This is a genomic window from Pedobacter sp. ASV1-7, assembly GCF_040203335.1.
GTDB lineage: Bacteria > Bacteroidota > Bacteroidia > Sphingobacteriales > Sphingobacteriaceae > Pedobacter.
On sequence record NZ_JBEHBV010000008.1, the window covers coordinates 1 to 17,760 of the forward strand.

The 17,760-nt window shown below is 36.8% G+C and carries 16 protein-coding genes; 11 read left to right on the forward strand and 5 right to left on the reverse strand.

The window, feature by feature from the left end:
* The 6 genes from ABDJ41_RS17390 to ABDJ41_RS17415 form a co-directional block, all read left to right on the forward strand.
* A partial coding sequence (locus ABDJ41_RS17390; protein ID WP_349787354.1) for a protein-disulfide reductase DsbD family protein occupies positions 1-1,404 on the forward strand: 1,404 nt, incomplete at its 5' end.
* Positions 1,405-1,673: 269 nt separating this feature from the next.
* Entirely contained in the window at positions 1,674-2,927 is a 1,254-nt protein-coding gene (gene fabF / locus ABDJ41_RS17395; RefSeq protein ID WP_349787355.1) for a beta-ketoacyl-ACP synthase II, read from the forward strand.
* Between the two features lie 162 nt (positions 2,928-3,089).
* Positions 3,090-4,718, forward strand: a complete 1,629-nt coding sequence (locus ABDJ41_RS17400; RefSeq protein WP_349787356.1) for an acyl-CoA carboxylase subunit beta — start codon at positions 3,090-3,092, stop codon at positions 4,716-4,718.
* 122 nt (positions 4,719-4,840) lie between these two features.
* Positions 4,841-5,803: a thioredoxin-disulfide reductase gene (trxB, locus tag ABDJ41_RS17405; RefSeq protein ID WP_349787357.1), complete on the forward strand. Its 963-nt coding sequence runs from the start codon at positions 4,841-4,843 to the stop codon at positions 5,801-5,803.
* 115 nt (positions 5,804-5,918) lie between these two features.
* Positions 5,919-7,823, forward strand: a complete 1,905-nt coding sequence (locus tag ABDJ41_RS17410) for a beta-N-acetylhexosaminidase (protein ID WP_349787358.1) — start codon at positions 5,919-5,921, stop codon at positions 7,821-7,823.
* Positions 7,824-7,862: 39 nt separating this feature from the next.
* Entirely contained in the window at positions 7,863-8,498 is a 636-nt protein-coding gene (locus ABDJ41_RS17415) for a hypothetical protein (RefSeq protein WP_349787359.1), read from the forward strand.
* On the opposite strand, the gene ABDJ41_RS17420 is transcribed toward ABDJ41_RS17415, so the two are convergent.
* Together ABDJ41_RS17420 and ABDJ41_RS17425 are read right to left on the reverse strand one after the other, a co-directional pair.
* Positions 8,495-9,127, reverse strand: a complete 633-nt coding sequence (locus ABDJ41_RS17420) for a response regulator (protein ID WP_349787360.1) — start codon at positions 9,125-9,127, stop codon at positions 8,495-8,497. The two genes, ABDJ41_RS17415 and ABDJ41_RS17420, sit on opposite strands and share 4 nt — an antisense overlap.
* 63 nt (positions 9,128-9,190) lie before the next feature.
* On the reverse strand, positions 9,191-12,085 hold the full coding sequence (locus ABDJ41_RS17425; protein ID WP_349787361.1) for a ligand-binding sensor domain-containing protein: 2,895 nt from the start codon (positions 12,083-12,085) through the stop codon (positions 9,191-9,193).
* A gap of 142 nt (positions 12,086-12,227) precedes the next feature.
* Here ABDJ41_RS17425 and ABDJ41_RS17430 point away from each other — a divergent pair, with 142 nt between their 5' ends.
* Positions 12,228-13,085 (forward strand): helix-turn-helix domain-containing protein, encoded by an 858-nt coding sequence (locus ABDJ41_RS17430; RefSeq protein ID WP_349787362.1) that lies wholly within the window; start codon positions 12,228-12,230, stop codon positions 13,083-13,085.
* Positions 13,086-13,244: 159 nt separating this feature from the next.
* On the opposite strand, the gene ABDJ41_RS17435 is transcribed toward ABDJ41_RS17430, so the two are convergent.
* Positions 13,245-13,841: a hypothetical protein gene (locus ABDJ41_RS17435; RefSeq protein WP_349787363.1), complete on the reverse strand. Its 597-nt coding sequence runs from the start codon at positions 13,839-13,841 to the stop codon at positions 13,245-13,247.
* A complete protein-coding gene (locus ABDJ41_RS17440; protein WP_349787364.1) occupies positions 13,828-14,325 on the reverse strand; it encodes an RNA polymerase sigma factor in 498 nt (165 codons plus the stop codon). The genes ABDJ41_RS17435 and ABDJ41_RS17440 overlap by 14 nt, the downstream gene beginning before the upstream one ends.
* Before the next feature lie 132 nt (positions 14,326-14,457).
* Between ABDJ41_RS17440 and ABDJ41_RS17445 the strand changes: the two genes are divergently transcribed.
* The 4 genes from ABDJ41_RS17445 (at position 14,458) to rpmA (ending at position 17,274) form a co-directional block, all read left to right on the forward strand.
* Complete coding sequence (locus ABDJ41_RS17445; RefSeq protein WP_349787365.1) at positions 14,458-15,888, forward strand: dicarboxylate/amino acid:cation symporter; 1,431 nt, start codon at positions 14,458-14,460, stop codon at positions 15,886-15,888.
* A 3-nt stretch (positions 15,889-15,891) separates the two neighbouring features.
* Complete coding sequence (locus ABDJ41_RS17450; protein WP_349787366.1) at positions 15,892-16,416, forward strand: hypothetical protein; 525 nt, start codon at positions 15,892-15,894, stop codon at positions 16,414-16,416.
* 82 nt (positions 16,417-16,498) lie between these two features.
* On the forward strand, positions 16,499-16,810 hold the full coding sequence (gene rplU, locus ABDJ41_RS17455; protein WP_048904572.1) for a 50S ribosomal protein L21: 312 nt from the start codon (positions 16,499-16,501) through the stop codon (positions 16,808-16,810).
* 56 nt (positions 16,811-16,866) lie between these two features.
* A complete protein-coding gene (gene rpmA, locus ABDJ41_RS17460) occupies positions 16,867-17,274 on the forward strand; it encodes a 50S ribosomal protein L27 (protein ID WP_349787367.1) in 408 nt (135 codons plus the stop codon).
* Between the two features lie 78 nt (positions 17,275-17,352).
* On the opposite strand, the gene ABDJ41_RS17465 is transcribed toward rpmA, so the two are convergent.
* Complete coding sequence (locus ABDJ41_RS17465) at positions 17,353-17,718, reverse strand: helix-turn-helix domain-containing protein (RefSeq protein ID WP_349787368.1); 366 nt, start codon at positions 17,716-17,718, stop codon at positions 17,353-17,355.
* Positions 17,719-17,760 lie beyond the last annotated feature (42 nt).

The following is a 17,760-nucleotide window of genomic DNA, read 5'->3' on the forward strand; positions in this document are numbered from 1 at the left end:
GGCTTTCTGGCTTTCCTGATGCCTTGTATATTCCCAATGGTACCTTTAACCATTAGTTACTTTACAAACAGGGCCGGGAGCAAAAGTAAGGGGGTTGGTCAGGCTTTAATTTATGGACTTTCTATTATTGTGATTTATGTAGCTTTCGGCTTGCTGATCACTGTGATCTTTGGTTCTGCAGGGTTAAACGCTTTAAGTGCCAGTGGATTATTTAACTTCCTGTTCTTTATCTTGCTGGTGGTATTTGCGGTTTCCTTTTTTGGTGCCTTTGAGATTACTTTACCAAGCTCTATTGTTAACAAGATAGATAGTAAGGCCGACAACAGTAAAGGTTTAGGCGGTATTTTCTTTATGGCCGCTTCTTTAGCTTTGGTATCTTTCTCTTGTACAGGTCCAATCATCGGTACTTTATTAGTGCAGGCCAGCTCTAAAGGGGAGTTGTTAGCTCCGGCAATAGGTATGTTCGGATTTGCATTGGCTTTAGCTTTACCATTTACTTTATCTGCAATCTTTCCAGGCTTTTTAAGCAGCATGCCTAAATCAGGTGGATGGTTAAACAGTGTAAAAGTATGTCTGGGTTTCCTGGAACTGGCTTTAGCTTTAAAATTCCTTTCATCGGCAGATCTGGCCTGGCATTGGGAATGGTTCGACAGAGAAATTTTCCTGGTACTGTGGATTGTGATCTTTATCCTGATGGGGATCTACCTATTGGGCAAACTCAAGTTTGCACACGATAGCGAGCTGAAATATGTTTCTGTACCGAGGTTGTTCTTCGCTATCCTGTCGTTCTCATTCGCTGTATACATGGTTCCCGGATTATGGGGAGCTCCTGTAAGTGTACTAAGCGGACTTGCACCTCCAATGAACACTCAGGACTTCATTTTAAATGCACATGGATCTGCAGCTTCAGCTGGATCAGCAGATTTCCCAACTAAGGTGAAACATAGCGAATCATTAAAAGCACCTGTAGGCTTCAATGTATTCTTCGATCTGGATGAGGGAGTTGAATATGCCAAGAAAGTGAACAAACCTGTTTTGTTAGACTTTACCGGACATACCTGTGTAAATTGTCGCAGAATGGAAGATCTGGTATGGATTGACCAGGAGGTTGGACGACTGATTAAAGAGGAATATGTACTTATTCAATTATATGTTGATGACCGTAACATTAAGATGCCTGCAGAGAAAGTTCATTATTCTAAGATCCTGAAACGCAATACCGATGACCTGGGTTATTGGAACCTGGACTTTCAGGCTACAAGATATGCTTCCAATGCACAACCTTTATACGTACTGGCCGGACAAGATCTTAATCCTTTAGTGGCCCCACAGGGTGCTAATTTTAACGCAAAAGAATACGCAGATTATTTAAGAAGCGGTGTTACTGCCTTCAAGAATAAGTAAACGATACTATCCATAAAAAAACTAAAATGGTAGTTAATAATTAGACAATGGCCGGCATCCACCGGCCTTGTTTATTTTATAAGTTTTCGATTTGATATAATTTGTCGCTAATTCATTAAAAATCAGCCCGAAAGAGATAAGGGGTAAAGTGGTAATAGCTTTAATGGTGAAAAACAACTATTTTTGGCTTGGGAAAGAGTTGGCAGGGTGATAAATATTAAGATAAATTGTTCAAAGCACATTGTTTTGACATAATGTAACAAGTAAATATGAAAAGAGTAGTAGTGACAGGATTAGGTGCTGTAACTCCGGTGGGAAATACAGTAGAAGAATTTTGGAAGAACATTGTAGCCGGTAAAAGCGGTGTAGGTGCGATTACAAAATTTGATACTTCAAAATTCAAAACTAATTTTGCTGCAGAAGTTAAAGATTTTGATGCTGAGGCATATATCGACAAAAAGGAACTGAAAAAATACGATGTATATACTCAGTATGCTATTGCTGCGAGTGATCAGGCTATCAAAGATGCCGGACTGGACTTTGAAAATATGCCAGAAGTGGAACGTTATGAAGTGGGGGTAATCTGGGCATCTGGTAACGGTGGTATCGGTACATTTGAGCAACAACTTAAAGAATATCACTTAGGTGATGGTACGCCAAGATTCAGTCCTTATTTTATTCCTAAAATGATTGTTGATATCGCTGCGGGTGTGATTTCAATCAGACATAAATTACATGGGCCAAATTATGCAACTGTTTCTGCATGTGCATCTTCAAACACAGCAATCATCAGTGCATTTGATACTATTCGCTTAGGAAAAGCAACTATTATGGTTGCTGGTGGATCAGAAGCGGCTATTACTGAGTCATCAGTAGGTGGATTTAGTTCTGCGCAGGCATTATCGAAAAGAAATGATGACCATGCTACAGCGTCTCGTCCATTCGATAAAGACAGAGATGGCTTTGTGATTGGTGAAGGTGCAGGTGCATTGATTCTGGAAGAATATGAACATGCAATTGCTCGTGGAGCAACTATCTATGCTGAAATGGTAGGAGGTGGTATGGCTGCAGATGCTTATCATTTAACAGGTACGCCTCCGGATGGTTTGGGAGCCTCTTTAGGTATATCTAAGGCATTGGCTGATGCAGGAATTACTGCAGATAAAATTGATTATATCAATGCACATGCTACTTCAACTGGTTTAGGCGATATTGGCGAATTGAACGGTATTAAAAAGATCTTTGGTGATCTGCCTGTTGCCATCAGTGCGACAAAATCTATGACGGGTCACCTTTTGGGTGGAGCCGGTGCGATAGAAAGTATCATTAGTGTTATGTCTGTAAAGGATGATATTATTCCAGGTACGATTAATACACAGGAGCTGGATGAGGCTATACCTGCAGGACTGAAAATAGTTTTAGGGAAATCACTTCACCAGCCAGTTAATTATGTATTGAACAATACCTTTGGTTTCGGTGGTCATACTGCTACATCAATATTTAAAAAATATACTGGTAAATAAGGTAAAGCTTTATTGCCATAATTTTAAAGGCCTGATTGAAAAATCAGGCCTTTGTTTTATATCTTTTTTTGGGAAAGTACATTTGCTGGAGAGAAATAGAATTTTATACCAAAGCCCAAAACGGACTTTTGTTCCATAAAAAATATAATTTAACTTGCCTTCATGAATATAGAATTCAACAAAAACGAAGACATTAACAAGCAATCGGTTTATGAGCTCCAAACCAGGCTTAAGAAAATATATAAAGGTGGGGGAGAGAAGTCTGCGGCAAAACAGAGGGAGAAGGGAAAGTTGCTTGCGAGGGAACGGATTGCTTATTTGATCGATCCGGAAACTGAGTTTCTGGAAGTAGGTGCTTTTGCTGCTGATGATATGTATGTAGAACAAGGTGGTTGTCCTTCTGCCGGGGTAATTTGTGGGATTGGTTATGTGTCAGGCCGACAATGTGTGATTGTTGCTAACGATGCAACAGTTAAGGCAGGAGCATGGTTCCCTATGACTGCTAAAAAGAATTTAAGAGCGCAAGAAATTGCAATGGAAAACAGATTGCCAGTTATTTATCTCGTAGATAGTGCCGGTGTTTATCTTCCAATGCAAGATGAGATTTTTCCTGATAAGGAGCATTTTGGACGCATGTTCAGAAACAATGCATTGATGTCTTCTGATGGTATCGTACAAATTGCGGCTATTATGGGCTCTTGCGTTGCTGGTGGCGCTTATCTTCCCATTATGAGTGATGAGGCTATGATTGTGGATGGAACAGGTTCCGTATTTTTAGCAGGTTCATACTTAGTTAAATCGGCTATTGGAGAGGAAGTAGATAATGAAACTTTGGGTGGGGCGACTACACATTGCGAAATATCAGGTGTAACAGATTATAAACACCCAAACGATCAGGCTTGTCTGGATAGTATTCGTAATATAATGAGTAAGTTGGGGGCACCGCAGGTAGCAGGGTATGACAGAGTAAAAGCAGTATTGCCTAAATTAGATCAGGAAGGGATTTATGGAGTATTGCCTGAGAACAGAGAAAAACCCTATGATATGTTGGAAATTATTCATCGATTGGTAGACGATTCAGATTTTGAAGAATACAAACAATTATATGGGCAAAGTATAATTTGTGGGCTTGGACGAATTGATGGTTGGGCAGTAGGAATTGTGGCTAATCAGCGTAAGGTGGTAAAATCTAAGAAGGGAGAAATGCAGTTTGGTGGGGTCATTTATTCTGATAGCGCAGATAAAGCCACCCGATTTATCATGAATTGCAACCAAAAAAAGATTCCTCTTGTATTTCTGCAGGATGTTACCGGTTTTATGGTTGGTAGTCGTTCTGAACATGGTGGTATTATTAAAGATGGTGCAAAAATGGTTAATGCAGTAGCTAATTCAGTAGTACCTAAATTTACCATTGTGGTCGGTAATTCTTATGGCGCCGGGAATTATGCGATGTGTGGGAAAGCTTATGATCCCAGGTTAATATATGCCTGGCCAAGTGCTAAAATAGCAGTAATGGGTGGTTCGCAGGCAGCAAAGGTATTGTTGCAGATTCAGGAAGCTTCACTAAAATCCAAAGGGGAAGACATTACTCCCGAAAAGGAAGAGATCTTGCTCAATGAAATTACAGACAGGTATAACCGTCAAACCACTCCATATTATGCTGCAGCAAGGCTATGGGTTGATGGAGTAATAGATCCAATAGACACCCGAAAAGTTATTTCTATGGGGATTGAGGCTGCAAATCAGGCACCGATTAAAAAGCGGTTTAATGTAGGAATTATCCAAACCTGATCTCATTTATAATCCGGATATCACAATGTTGCATTTGTTACATTTTTGCTATTTGTGTATCGTTGGAAAAAGGGTAATTTTGTAATACAATATCAAATTTGTAATACAATTCATAAAAATATATGTCAGAAGAAATAGAACACGTTGAATGTTTAATTATAGGTTCAGGACCTGCAGGTTATACTGCTGCAATTTATGCTGCTCGTGCAGATCTTAAACCAGTTATGTATACAGGTATGGAGCCTGGAGGTCAGCTTACTCAAACTACTGAGGTAGATAACTTCCCTGGCTACCCGGCGGGAGTAACAGGACCTGATATGATGGAAGATTTCCGCAAACAAGCTGAACGCTTCGGTACAGATATTCGTTTCGGTTATGTAAGTTCAGTTGATTTTTCTTCATTACCACATAAAGTTGTTGTTGATGAAATCAAAACTATCACAGCTGATACAGTAATTATTTCTACTGGTGCTACAGCTAAATACCTTGGATTACCAAGTGAACAAAAATATAGTGGTTTCGGTGTGTCAGCATGTGCTGTTTGTGATGGCTTCTTTTTCAAAGGACAGGATGTAGCAATTGTTGGTGCTGGGGATACTGCTGCTGAAGAAGCAACTTATCTGGCTAAACTTTGCAAAAAAGTTTATATGCTGGTACGTAGAGATGAATTCAGGGCTTCAAAGGCGATGGTTCACAGAGTACTAAATACACCAAATATTGAAGTGATTTATAATACTGAAACTAAAGAAGTATTGGGTGATGGTAAAACTGTTACTGGTGTTAGGGTTGTAAATAATGAAACTGGTGTTGAGCAGGATTTAGATGTTCAGGGCTTTTTTGTTGCCATTGGACATAAACCTAACACTGATATCTTTAAAGGTCAGTTGGATATGGACGAAACTGGTTATCTTAAAACAGTTCCTGGCTCAACAGTAACAAATGTTGAAGGTGTTTTTGCAAGTGGAGATGTACAGGATAGTTATTACCGTCAGGCTATAACAGCAGCCGGCTCTGGTTGTATGGCGGCATTAGACGCCGAGCGTTATCTGGCTGCCAAAGAGCATGGTGTTAGTGCTACAGCTTAATTATTAAGAAAAAATAATATTGAGCAGGATCATTTAGTGGTCCTGCTTTTTTTGTGTAATCATTATTAAGTTTTTTTTAACTTAGATTAGAAATCATAATCTTAGCAACTTAGTAATGAAGAAACTATTATCAATTGTTTTATTGGCATTTTTGTATGTCAGCACTTCTGCGCAAAGTGATTTAAATATGGGAATTATTCCAGCTCCGGTATCGATCAAAAAGAACTCAGGAACCTTTAAATTGGATAAAACAGTAGTGTTGGTATCCAATGATATTAAAAATGCTAAATCTGCGGATTTGCTTAATGCATTTATTGTTACCAAGGCTGGTTTTTCATTTAGAGAAGTTAAGTCGACGACAGCTAGTGATCGTAGCATTGTTTTGAACTCTGCAGGAGCCGAAAAATTACCTGATGAAGGCTATAGTATTCATGTCAGCAGCAAAAGTATTACTGTTACAGGTAAAGGTGCTGGTTTGTTTTATGGCGTTCAGTCTTTAATTCAGATGATGCCTGAAAAGCGAAATAATGAGATTTTGATTGGCGCAGCAGAAATTAATGATTACCCACGTTTTAAATACAGAGGATTGCATTTAGATGTTTCACGTCATATGTATCCGGTATCATTTATCAAAAAATACATCGATCTGATGTCAACCTATAAACTCAATAACTTTCACTGGCATTTAACTGATGATCAAGGATGGAGAATTGAGATAAAAAAATATCCTAAGCTGACCAGTATTGGTTCTAGTAGAAATGGAACAATTATCGGTCATCATCCGGGGGTAAATAATACCAATGAAGTTTATAAGGGGTTTTATACACAAAATGAAGCTAAAGAAGTGGTTGCTTATGCGGCTTCAAGGTTTATCAATGTGATTCCGGAAATTGAAATGCCCGGGCATGCCTCTGCAGCAATTGCAGCTTATCCGGAGCTAAGCTGCTTTCCTAAAAGAGATACGTATGTTGCAGACAATACACCATGGGCTGGCTCACGTAAAGGAAAATATGTGCAACAAACATTTGGTGTTTTTGATGATGTATTTGTACCATCAGAGAATACTTTCAAGTTTCTACAAGATGTACTTGATGAAGTGATTGCAATTTTTCCTTCAAAATATATTCATATAGGAGGGGATGAAAGTCCTAAAGAGTATTGGAAGGAAAGTGAATTTTGTCAGAAATTAATAAAGCAGCTTGGCTTAAAAGACGAGCATGAATTGCAGAGCTATTTTATTCAACGCATGGAAAAACATGTAAATTTAAAAGGTCGCAGGATTATAGGCTGGGATGAGATTTTAGAAGGTGGACTAGCGCCAAATGCTACAGTTATGTCCTGGAGAGGCACAGAAGGTGGTATTGCTGCTGCAAAGCAAAATCATGATGTGATCATGACTCCGGGTGGACCCGTAGGTCTTTATTTTGATCATGCGCAGTCCGATTCAAAAGATGAGCCGACAAATATTGGAGGTATGGCACCTTATTCATTGGCTTATAATTATGAACCAATTCCTAAAGAATTAACTGCTGATCAGCAGAAATATATTATCGGTGTGCAAGCTAATTTGTGGAGTGAATACCTTCCTACCTCTTCTAAAGTAGAGTATTTCGTGTTACCAAGAATGATTGCTTTATCGGAAACAGCCTGGACCCAACCTTCTCGTAAAGACTTTAAAAACTTTTCTGAGGAACGTTTACCAATTCATTTTTCTAATCTAGATAAAAGTGATGCAAACTATTGGGTACCAACCCCATTGGGGCAAAATGATAAGGTATTAAATGGTGAACAATTTGAAATTAGTCTGAAGGAGCCTATGCCGGGTTCTAAAATTTATTATACTTTTGACGGCACAAGGCCTTCTGAACTTGCTGCTTTGTACACTAAACCGATAAAAACTACTGTTTCAAAGGGTAAGAAACTGGTTTTGAAAACAATTGTAATAACACCTTCGGGAAAGCAAAGTGTTGTAAAAGAAACGATATTAAACAATGGTGCTGCTGATGTGAAAACAAAGTAATAATACATTGATATAATTAGAACCGAATTAATTAGATAGATGAAAAAAATGATAAATGTAATAAAGCATTCCCTGTTATTTGCAGGGGTGCTTTTAATGGCTTCCTGCGGTAATAATAATGAAGAAAAAGTAGCAATTGAAAAGCCTGTGGCTGCACTTGCTGATAGTAAGACAAGGGGACCATTTGCATTTTATAAAGATATTAGTGTAAAACCCGGGCTTAATTTCGAGATCGTGAGTTGGGGTAAAGGAGTTGACAGTATAGGGGGATATTTGATTCTGATGTCAGATTCTGTGAAAAATAAGTACAATTCATTCTCTGCTGAACGCAAGGGGATTATTACCGATGCATGGAATATGGATATGGATAATGACGGAAATCCGGAGATTTATATCGAGTTACTCAGCAAGAAAAATGTACTGGACTTAAATGTTTATGAATACTCTGGTGGTGATTTTAGAAAAATCAGCTTTCCGCCATTAAGTAGTAGTACAAAAAAAGATTACGCAGGTAATGATAAATTCCTGATTAAGGATGGCAATCTCTTCCGTTCTTTTCCTTTGGTTAATCCAAAAGATACGTCGATCAAAGCTGGTGATGTTAAGATGCTGGTATACCAGTTAAATGGTAACAGTTTTAATGTAAATGAGGTGAAACAAGAAAAGCAAAACTAGACAAGTCTGTTTTTCCGGGCTACTTTAATGGCATCGGATTTTGAATTGACATCTAGCTTAGCGTAGATATTTTTGATATGTGTTTTCACTGTCTCTGTTTCTATAAATAATTCTGATGCAATTTGTGAACGGTCTTTCCCTTTTGTAATGAGTCCAAGGATTTGGGTTTCTCTTTTTGTGAGTGGTGAATCAAAATTCTTTTGTAGAGATGTAATTACTTTTTTCGCTACGTTGGGGCTCATTGGTCCGCCTCCCTGCAATACCTCTTTAATTGCTTCAATGATTTTTGAAGAAGGAGTGTTTTTTGTGAAATAGCCGTTCGCTCCGTTCGCTAACGCTTCAAGAATAACCTTTTCTGTATCATGAACGGTTAGCATAATGATGTGCACTTGTGGAAGCAGTTTTTTTAGGATTGGGATTGCATCTATTCCATTGGTACCCGACATCTGTATATCAAGGATAATCACATCAGGATTATCTTTGATAATTAAATTTCTGGCATCATCAAATGATGGATAACTATTTACCACCTGGTATGAGGAGGTGTGGTCAATCAGGTATGTATAGCCCTCTCTGATAGTCTGGTCATCTTCTATAATTACAATTCTTGCTTCTGCTTTTATATCCATCTTTACATTTTTAATTTATAACGTAGAACGTTAAAATATCTGAGAACGTTAAGATCGAATGTGTTAAAGTACAATGGAGAGTGTTATTTTTGTTCCTTCGCTGCTGGAAGTTATTTTTAGATTTCCTTTTATTCGTCCTGCCCTTACCTGCATGTTGTTTAGTCCACGACCACTTTTTTCTATGCTGGTATCAAATCCTTTTCCGTTATCCTTAAGCTGAATCTTTAAAAGGTTATTAATCATCTTAGCCGTAAAGTCAATCTGGTCTGCTTTAGAATATTTCAATGCATTATTTATGGCTTCTTTAAAAATCATCAATATATTTCTGCTCAGCTCTAACGGAAGCCTTTTACTGGTATCATTTACATCTATTTTATCCTTAAAACTAATTGGAGTATCATCAAACATTTCAGAACCGAAATCTTTAATATTTGTTAATAGCTCTCCTAAAGTATCATTCTTTGGATCAAGTGACCATAAAATATCTTTTGCACCACTATACAATTCATTAACATTGGTTTTTATTTTTTGTATAATGGCTCTTTTTTCATGGTCATTATCATTAGTCATGCTACTTAGTACTTCTGATAAGACTGTAATCCGGGTCAATTTGTTACCGATATCATCATGAAAATCTTCTGCAGTTTGTTTTCTGACTTTAAACTGCTCCTCAAGCTTAATTTTAAGCCTTAATTTACGCTGTCTTTCATTTAAGTTAATGATTATGTATACAGAAATCATTATAAACAACAGGATAATGACTAAGATAAAGGCTTTGAAAATGGTGCTCTGGTAATAAGGTGGGGTAATCTCCAGATGGAATGATGCATAATTCTCTGATCTGATACCTGACATTGTAATTGCCCTTACCTGAAAGGTGTAATTTCCAGGAGGAAGTGCTGTGTAGTTGACTGAGGAGGTTGTACTGGGCTTACTATACTTGTGATCTAATCCGCGAAGTTTGTATTGATACATTACACTTTTTGGATTACTGAAATAGATGCCGGTAAAACTAATATTCAAATGGTTGTGGTTATAAGGTAGTATAATCTTTTTATCCAGTTCATGCTCTTTGTAAATAACCTGGGTTGCATTTTGATTACCCGTTTTATTTTGAGCTAAAATGCTTACTGAATTTATAAAAATGTGAGGCTTATTAGAAGTCGTGCTTATATTCTTATTGTTGTAAACCAGAGCACCTTTGGTTGTCCCAACCCAGACATTATCTCCATTCTCCAATATCGCATTCTGATTGCATTCCATCAGTAAGTTGTTCTCTTTTTTTAAGACCCTGAAACCTTTTGTCGTTATCTTATTCACTCCACGACCTGTTCCGATCCATATTATTCCTTTTTTATCAAGGAGTAAGCTGTATACATGATCAGAAAATAATCCATTTTTAGAGCTGATCTGTTTTGTTTTTCCTTTTATAAAATCCCATATAATAAGACCATTATCTGCAGTTCCAAAAAATATATGATCATCATATTTAAGCATTGATAAGATATTGGATCCGATTAAAGGCTTAAATGATAAAGGTGTTAAGTTTTTATTATTCCGGACTAATGTGGCACCATCCTGACTACCTATTATCATCATATTGTTGCCAATTTCCAGTAGGCTGGTACTGGCCTTTTGAGTAACCCTATTTATCTTTTTCGTTGAGCTATCCAGGAAAAAACAACCCATGTTTGAAGATATCCAAATATTTTTATGCCTATCCTCTAGTATAGCGTTACAGTAGAAAGACCTGCTTCCTGCGTCTACTCTTTCAAAAAAATTGTTGCTATAGCGCCACAACCCACCGCCAGCAGTTCCAACCCAAATTTGGTTTCTGCTATCTTTAAACATAAAACTTATGCGTTTAGTGTCATCGTCCTCGGAAGTGATCGCGACCGGTTTAACCTGATTGTTTTTATGTGAAAAAATGCCATTGTAAGTTCCTATCCAAATCTCATCAGGTTCAGGACCATTAATTACACTCATTACAATGTTGCTTTTCAGTCCTTGCGAATCATCGTAAGTCACATAGTCGTTGCTATTAAATTTAAATATTCCAGAGCCATCTGTACCCAACCAGATATTGTTTTCCTTATCTCTGAATATCCTGTTGACAACATTGTCTGTAAAACCATTCTTTGCATTAAAATGAATGGTTTTGTCTTTCGAAATTAACCATGCACCGTGGTTTGTGCCTAACCATAAATTTCCTTTTTCATCCTGGTTTAAAGTCGTTATTCTTTTTATAGTGTTCGCAAAAGCAGGTTTTATTTCATTATTTTCAGCTAAGAACAAACCGTTAATAGTCAGTATCCATATTCTGTCTTTTACAAATGCGTCTACAAGGAAATTGCCAATGATTAGCTGATCATCTTTTTTGGATAGTACTTTTTTATGCCATTTATCACCTTGTAAGTAATACAATCCATTTTTATAAACTGCTGCCCAGGTTTTTCCCTTTGCATCTGTTTTTAATGCAGTTACAATTTCAGTTGTATCGCCGGTAACATACACCAATTCTGCCTTTGCACCTTTTATTCTAATCAGATTCTCACCAGACAGGCCATACATGGTGCCCGAAGCTGCCAGAGTCAGTCCTTCAGTCCAGACTTTTATTCCTGGATAATTGTAAAGGCTATCGTTTTTATAAATCGATAAGCCTTTTTCTGTTCCAATAAATAAGCTGCCTTCTTTATTAAATGCACAGGAAAGAACAAAGTTGCTACTTAATCCATCGGTTTTGCTCAGGTTTGTAAACTCGTTACCGTTAAACCGACTTAAGCCTCCGAGCGTAGCAATCCAAAGTCGGTTTTGTTTGTCCTGAGTAATGGCTGTAATCTGTGACTGTACTAATCCGTCTTGTATGTCGTATTGTTCAAAATTATAACGCTGCCCAAAACCTCTCATGATAGAGATGAGCAGGAGCAACATCGTAAATAATGATTTGAGGTAAGTCACGAGTTTAAATAAAATAAATTTATGTGATTGTAAATATAATTAAAAAGAAAAATACCCCTTTAGGGGTTAGGGTTTTTTATTTATCATATATTAAATTTGTTTCATCCTCAGTTAGTTATAGGGACTAATTCAGCGTGAATATATGAAGTATAATAAGACATTGGTTAATGGAGCCGAGATTATAAGAGAATGCACTTATAATTCTGTCTGTCATGACCTTACCGGGAAGTATGCGCTGCATGTTGTACTGACAGGTGAGGTAAACTTCACTATTGAAAAACGTAATATAACGTTAGTGCCCGGGAGTTTTATTTTTATAAATCCGGGTAGCTGTTATACTAAGGAAATTGCATCTGAAGAGGAAGTTAATATGCTTTCTGTATTGTTTGAGCCGGTTTTTATACAAGGATTTGAGTGCTCTAGTCTTTTTAAAGAATATTTATCACCCGAATATTCAGTGAGCTTTTATCACAGGGAAACTCCATTGTTAGAGTTTATTTGTCCTCTATTGGGTGACATGAAGTTTAATGTGATGCAGTTGATTAAGCAGTTGGAAACTGAAAATACCGATCCTCTCGTTTTAGAAGAATATCTGAATCATGCTTTACTTGATTATTATGAGCTGTATGAAACAGAGGTGATTAAAAGAGAGGCTTCTTTGCCGTTTTTAAACGGAAATACCAAAACAGAAATTATGAGGCGTTTGTCTGTAGCGAGGGATTATATGATCAGTAATTATAAAGAACGCATTCAGCTGGATAAAATAGCACAGATTTCCTGTTTGTCAGTAAATCATTTGTTACGTACCTTTAAACAGGCTTATCAGCTTTCTCCACATCAATTCCTGACCAAAGTAAGATTACATCAGGCAAAGTATCTACTCAGAAATACCGATTTTCCGGTTAGTGAGATTGTGGATATTGTGGGCTTTGAATGTCCTAGTTCGTTTATCAGGTTGTTCAGGAATTCTTTCAATGTAACACCAGGCCAATACAGGTAAAATTCAGTTTAATGGTGATTTTCGCTTATCGTTAAATGAAAGTTTAAAGCTAGATTTGAAGCAGGAAGCCCAGTATATAGATTTGGATGAATTTAATTTGGGTTAGTTAATAATAAAGTCATCCGACTAAGTTCGGATGACTTTTTTTATGGCTTGATTTTACTGTCCCTTGAGCTGATTTTCAATACGTTCAAATTTTTCTATCAAGAGTGCAATTCTTTCTTTTTCCTTTTTCATAACTGATTTGCGTACTAACGTTGAACAGAAAATAATCCATCCAAAACAAAATAATATGATCAGTAACTGTGCCCATAAGTCAAAATAACTCAGGATCTCAAAAAAGTACATGGTAATTCCGAAACTTAGAAGTATTGCATATACCCAATACATTTTACTGTAAAGATTATACCTGCTAAGTTGATAACTTTTTAGGCTCTTCAGAAACTCATTAGGATCTGTTGTGAAATCGTGTTGCGCAAGCAGGCGATGGCTTCTGTATAATGTAAATGTAGATACGGCAATTGCAGATAGGAAAAGAGTTAATCCTGCATGTGTAGTCCAGGAGTTGAAGTCAAAAAATAACCATAGTACAGCTATTGCTACAAATGATACCATCATTCCTATTATATTGAAAAAGGATTTATTGCGAATACCGTTTACCTCTTTTTTTGCTTGTTGAAGCATTTCATCAGATGAGATCTTAACCTCAACCGAATGTGACTGCCAAAGCGATTGTATGTGATCAAATTCTTGCATGCTGATTGTATAATTCGGTAAGTTTTAATTTAATACGGTGAATTTTGACCCTGAGGTTTCCTTCACTTATTCCTGATATCTCTGCTATTTCATTGTATGGTAGTTCATCAAGTACCATAGTAATAATCAGACGGTCGTTTTCTTCCAGTTTTGAAATAGATTTATAAAGAAGAGCAATTTGTTCATTTTTCTCTGAGAACTCTTCTGGTCTGCTTTCAATAATGTTGTCAGTAAGCTCATCTTTTGCCTGTCTTTTTTCAGACCTTAAATAAGTTAAACATGTGTTTACTGCAATCCGATATATCCAGGTAGATATGAGCGACTTGTTTCTGAATTTATCCAGATTTTGCCAGACTTTCAAAAAAGTTTCCTGGAGTAAATCGTTCGCAGCATCCTCATCTCCGGTATAACCATAACATAAATGGAATATCTTTTTAGAGTTTGTATCGAAAATCTGCTTAAATAGTTGATCTTTTTTTTCCATTAATTAACGGCTAATGGTGGTTTGATTGGAATAAAGCTATATTGTTACAAACCAGCTCAGTTCAAAAATAATAAATGTTTGCTGGCTTCAGGCAAATAATTACTTTTGTTGCGAATCAAACAAACCTCTTTTATGAAAAAAAACCGTGTCGGGTTGATTACTTTCTTGTTTATTACTATAGCTTCATTGCTTGGTGTTTTAAATGATTTTAATATTGCTGATATTCCTGATAATGTGATGATGGCCACAAGATGGATACTAGCTATACAACTTGTTATTTTTGCTTTATTTAGAAAAAACCTTACTACCTGGATTCTGGTATGTATGTTATTGGGGGTTTTTGTTGGGATAGATTATCCACATGTAGCAGTGGCTTTGCAGCCTTTAAGTAAGGGGTTTATTAAGTTGGTTAAAACCATTGTCGGCCCTATTTTATTTGCTACCCTTGTGTATGGAATTGCCGGACACTCAGATTTAAAGCAGGTAGGTAGAATGGCCTGGAAATCCATGCTTTATTTTTATTGCGCTACTACAATAGCTTTATTTATAGGGCTTGCTGCAATTAATATTACCCATGCAGGAGTAGGCGTGAATGTACAGAATATGCCACATAACGAACTTCCTAAACCTGTTAAAGATCCTATTGATGAAAGTATATTGAGTACACTACCAGATAGTGTACACTGGTTGTATAAGACACTGGCATTTTTCAGGAATATTTTTCCAGAGAATATTGTTAAATCAGTATATGATGCACAGATTTTACAGATTGTAATTTTTTCTGTTATTTTCGGTATCGGTCTTGCTATGGTGGATGAAAGGAAACGGAAACCAATGGTCGATTTCTGTGAGAGTTTATCGGAAACGATGTTTAAATTCACTAATATCATAATGTACTTTGCTCCGATTGGTGTGGGAGCTGCTATGGCATACACGGTAGGACATATGGGGGTTGAAATTTTGAAACATCTTTTTATGTTGGTTGCTACACTTTATATGGCCCTGATCGCATTCATTTTGATTGTATTACTCCCTATTGCACTGTATCTGAAAATACCGATATTAAAGTTTATCAGTGCTATTAAAGAACCGGTTTCTATCGCATTTGCGACTACAAGTTCTGATGCGGCTTTGCCTAAGGCAATGAGTGCGATGGAGAATTTCGGGGTTCCACGTAAAATTGTTTCCTTTGTAATTCCCACCGGGTATAGCTTTAATCTTGACGGCACAACATTATACTTATCGCTCGCCTCAATTTTTGTAGCGCAGGCGGCTGGGATGCATTTAAGCTTTGGCGAACAGTTGCTGATTGTATTTACACTGATGATTACGAGCAAGGGGGTGGCAGCGATACCAAGAGCATCGTTAATTATTTTGATTGCGACAGCAGATCAGTTTGGATTACCAACTTTTATTATTGCTGCAATTTTAGGAATAGATGAATTAATGGATATGGGAAGAACGTCATTAAATGTAATAGGGAATTGTTTGGCAACAGTAGTAATTGCCAAATGGGAGGGAGAATATAATCCAGATCAGGTAGTTGAAATTAAAGAAGCATAAATTATGAGTGATAAAGCAAAGAAAATATTCCTGGCATTAACGATTATCGTTCCTTTTTTAATCTATTGTGTGGTTTATTATACACCAATGTTGCGTAATGCCCCGTACAAGTTAAAGGAATTTGAGTCGATTGAGTTTAAGTGGGGAGAGGGAAATAATCTGGAGAATTCTTATAATTCAGCGACGGGTGATTACCAGTATGTAAACGCAAAGGATTCTATAATCAGAACTAATGTGAAATTGAGGAAAGACGATATTTTATATTTGCATTCAAAGGCAAATGAGTTAGGCTTCTGGAATTTTCCAGATCTGATGGCGAATTCAGGAACTGACCTTAAAACTTCTACAGTGCCCCGTTATGTGATGAAGTTTAATTATAAAAAGAAGTCTAAAGAGGTTGTTTTTCTTGCAGATTATAATGGCAATCAGAAGCTTAAAGGACTTGCAATGCAGATGAAAACCCTTTTAACGCAGAGTATTAACGAAGCAGAGGAACGTTATGGTAAACAGTTGCCATCAAAAAACTAATTCGTTTGTGAATTTAGAAAATAAAGTTCTATATTTGCACCTCAATAAAAATAAACAATTTCAAATAAATAACTAATTAACAATGTACGCAATAGTAAATATAGCAGGGCAGCAATTCAAAGTTGCAAAAGACCAGCACCTTTTTGTACACCGTTTGCAAGGAGATGAAGGCGCTAGTATTGAATTTGACAATGTATTGTTGGTTGAAGATGGTGGTAAAATCTCTGTAGGAGCTCCTACATTGAAAGGTGCATCGGTTTCAGCTAAAATCGTGTCTCATTTAAAAGGTGATAAAGTAATCGTTTTCAAAAAGAAACGTAGAAAAGGTTACAAAAAGAAAAATGGTCACCGTCAATATTTCACCAAGATCCAGATTTCTGGTATCAGTTTATAATTATTGTTGAACAAAAAATACCGTTCATTTCGGTAGTTAATAAAATATAAAACAAGATGGCACATAAAAAAGGAGCCGGTAGTTCCAGGAACGGACGTGAATCGCATAGTAAACGCCTTGGTATTAAGATCTTTGGTGGACAAGATGCAATTTCTGGAAACATCATAGTACGCCAACGTGGTACAAAACATCATCCTGATAAAGGAGTAGGTATTGGTAAAGATCATACGTTATTCGCTTTGGTTGATGGTACTGTAATCTTCAAAAAGAAACAAGATAACAAATCTTATGTTTCTGTTTTACCTGCAGCAGTTGTTGCTGAAGTTGTAGAGAAAAAAGCACCTGCAAAGAAAGCTGCGGCAGCACCTGCTGTTAAAGCTGAAAAGGCACCTGCTAAAAAAGCACCTGCAAAAAAGGCAGTTAAAGCTGAAACAGAAGCTACTGACGCTGCATCTGCAGAATAGTCAAGAAACACTTCTATATAAAATAAATAAGGCCTGATCATATTATGATCAGGCCTTATTTATTTTTGACATTTAGGACTAGCTACGTGTTTTATATTTTCTGGATTTAACCATATTTAATTCGTGTTCTAGCTTCTTTAAGGAAGAACTAAAGCTTTTAAATGCTGTTTCCAGCTCATTTAAAATCAGACCAATCTTTTCTGGAGTTTCATTGGATTGTTCTATGGTAGTCCCATGAAGAAGCCATTCATAAGTTTTTGAATAATATGTTGCTATTTCATGGAGCGTGTTGAAAGTAGGGTACTGGTTACCAAGTTCGATCTGTGAATAGTTACTTCTGGATAAGTTTAAAACATTCGCTATGAACGCTTGTGATAATCCATTATTCACCCTGAGTTCCTTAATTCGTTCGCCTATGTTCTTTTTGGACAGAATTTCTTGCATAGCTCATACAAGACAATTTTGGAACCACAAATTAAACGCCTT